The 3,050-nt window shown below is 62.3% G+C and carries 3 protein-coding genes; all 3 read left to right on the plus strand.

The window, feature by feature from the left end:
- Nucleotides 1-516: 516 nt before the first annotated feature.
- Nucleotides 517-1,272 (plus strand): metal-dependent transcriptional regulator, encoded by a 756-nt coding sequence (locus Y705_RS16500; protein ID WP_049822103.1) that lies wholly within the window; start codon nt 517-519, stop codon nt 1,270-1,272.
- Nucleotides 1,273-1,459: 187 nt separating this feature from the next.
- Complete coding sequence (locus tag Y705_RS0101525; protein WP_216698703.1) at nt 1,460-2,284, plus strand: metal ABC transporter solute-binding protein, Zn/Mn family; 825 nt, start codon at nt 1,460-1,462, stop codon at nt 2,282-2,284.
- Nucleotides 2,281-3,050 (plus strand): metal ABC transporter ATP-binding protein (locus Y705_RS16505; RefSeq protein WP_049822104.1); only part of this gene is annotated, 770 nt, incomplete at its 3' end. The genes Y705_RS0101525 and Y705_RS16505, both read left to right, overlap by 4 nt.

The raw sequence follows: 3,050 nt of genomic DNA on the forward strand, positions 1-3,050 counted from the left end.
ATGCAACAACTACTATTCGAACCAGGAAACCCCACCGTTGCAACGACCGCTTGAATTCACCATCGGCTTACAGGACGTTTAGAGCCGCCAGATAGAAATGCGGAGTAGCCGTAAAAACCACCGGAATTACCTCCTGGGTGACATCGGTGCTGAGTTCTGCATCAACATCGGCCCGCCGCACCAATATCTATACCTGGGCTGAGATTTGATGATGGAACGCGGTGAAGGCTTTTCGGTCACTGCGGTCGATCCGTTAGAGGAAATTCGCCGATACTTCACGGTCTGATGCGGGATGCACAGCGACGTTACCTGTCCGAGGTTTTCTGTAGGCCTTTACGGGAACGATCTGGTAGCACCCCTGGTGGGCTGTCACCGAGTCTCCAAGCAGCGCAAAAGAATCAGCTATGCGCTCTCCACGACGTGGACGAGTAATAGCCTGAACCGGTAGAGCGGAGCCTGTCGTTGCCGGGTCGGTAGGGTTTGAACCAGCACTTAGATGCGTCTAATATCGTTTGTATGGTCATCGAAAAGCAGTTAGAGAGCACCCTCCCGTGCTGTGTCATCGAGCATAGTGAGACGGTGGAGAACTATTTGAAGGCTGTTTTCCACATGTCCTCAGTGGGCGAGCCGGCGGCGACGACGACGCTGATTGCCGAGCGTCTGGGGGTGGCACCGCCTTCGGTGTCGGCGATGGTGAAGCGGCTTGAGGAGAACGATCTGGTTTCCCATGCTGGCCGCGGTCGCGTGGTCCTGACGGATCATGGGCGAGAACATGCGTTGGCGGTGGTGCGCCGGCACCGGCTGCTGGAGACTTTCCTGCACCGGTTCCTGAAGATGGGCTGGGACGAAGTCCATGTCGAGGCCGAGCGTTTGGAGCACGCGTTGAGTCCCCGGTTGGAGGATCGTATTGACGAGGCGCTCGGGTTTCCGACCCGTGATCCTCATGGGGATCCCATTCCGCCCAAACATGGACCGCATGATGAGGCCTGGGGCATGCCGTTGGACCGCACTGCGCCGGGATGCCTGTTCCTGGTGGAGAGGATTTCGGATCGTGACAGCGCGGCGCTGCGCTACCTGGCGGAGCTTGGCATTCTGCCCGGGGTTGAACTCACGGTTCAGGAACGGGCACCGTTCGACGGACCCTTGTGGGTCGAACTGGGCGGGCAGAGATATGCGCTCGGTTCCACCCTGACCCGCCTGATCCACGGCACCGTGCTGCCCGCAACTGGCCAGGCAACGACCGTATCCACCGACCTCACGTCCGGAGCATAAAGTGCATCAATCACCCCACGCAGCACGCACCGCTTCCTGCACTGAAGGGAGCCTGCCCCGGTCCCGGCGGCGAGACTGGTTTGTGGCGTCCCTGTTCCCGGTTCTCGCTCTTGTTCTTGCCGGTTGCGGCGATACCGCAGGGACGGCCGAGACCGGTGGAGTGGATGACGGGGGGAAAGTTCGGGTCGTGGCCACCACGAACTGGCATACTGATCTGGCCCGTCAGATCGGTGGGGACCACGCCGAGGTGACGGGGCTGATGGGTCCCGGTGTGGACCCGCACCTGTATCAGGCCAGCGCAGGCGACATCGATGCCCTCGTGGGTGCTGACATGGCCGTGTGGAACGGGCTGAACCTCGAAGCCAATATGGAAGAAGTTTTCGAGGAGGTGGGCACAAAGGTTCCCGTGGTCGCCGTCGGGGATGCCGTTCCGGAGGACCTGCTGATCGCGGTCGAGGATGTCCCGGGCGGGGAATACGATCCGCACATCTGGTTCGACACCGAGGCCTGGACCTATGCCGCCGAGGCCGTCGCTAAGGCGTATCAGGAAGTCGACCCCGACAATGCGGATGGTTACCAAACGCGTCTGGAAGACTTCACGGCCGGGCTCGAGGGAATGGACGCTAATATCAACGCGATGATCGAGCAGGTCCCGGAACAATCCCGTGTGCTGGTCACCTCCCATGACGCGTTCTCCTACTTCGCGCGCTCCTATGGCCTCGACGTGGCCGCGATCCAGGGCAAGTCCACGGCAGGAGAAGCCACCACCGCCGATATCCGCCGGGTCGCGGGAACCATCGCGGAGGCGGAGCTGAAAACCGTGTTCATAGAATCCAGCGTGCCCCGGCAGACCATCGATGCGGTGCTCGCCGCCGCGGAGGAAGCCGGCCAGCCCACGGAAGTCGGTGGTGAACTGTTCGGGGACTCACTGGGACAGCCCGCGGACGGCAAGGGCGACTACGAGGGGGCGTTGATGCACAACGCCACGGTGATCACCGAGGGTCTCTCATGACCCTGCTGAAGACGCAGCGGCAGGAAAGTGCCCTGGATATTGCCCGACTGACCGTCAGCTACACGAACCGGCCGGTGCTGTGGGATGTCGACGCCTGGTTCCCCACCGGCGCTCTCTCAGCAATCACCGGGCCCAACGGTGCGGGGAAATCGACGCTGCTGCGCGCTGCGCTGGGCTTGCTTCCCGTCGACGCCGGGCACGCCAGCATTGGTGGGCGTCCCGCCCGGAAAGCACTGGACCAGGTCGCCTATGTGCCCCAGCGCGAGGGCGTGGACTGGGACTTTCCCATCACCGTCCGTGAAGTGGTGGAAATGGGCCGCTACCGCTCCACCGGATGGTTCAGACGAATCACCCGTTCAGACAAATCCATGGTGGATGCGTGCCTGGAGCGGGTGGGCATGTCCGAGTACTCCCGCCGCCAGATCGGTCAACTCTCCGGTGGACAACGCCAACGCATCTTCCTGGCCCGCGCCTTGGCCCAGAACACGCAACTACTAGTAATGGATGAACCCTTCGCCGGTATCGATGCCCGCACCGAGGCCGACCTGCTCGGGCTACTCGGGGAACTACGCGATGAAGGCAGAACCATCATCATCGTCCACCACGACCTGGACACGATCCGGGAAGTCTTCGACTGGGCGCTACTGCTGAACGTGCGCACCATCGCCTGCGGACCGGCAAAGGAAACCCTGTCAGCCCAGAATCTGCTGGCCGCCTACGGGGCCGGACCATCCCGGACCCGAACCGCCACTGCTGCGGCTGGGGC

The sequence above is a fragment of the Arthrobacter sp. H41 genome (assembly GCF_000520535.1).
GTDB lineage: Bacteria > Actinomycetota > Actinomycetes > Actinomycetales > Micrococcaceae > Arthrobacter_D.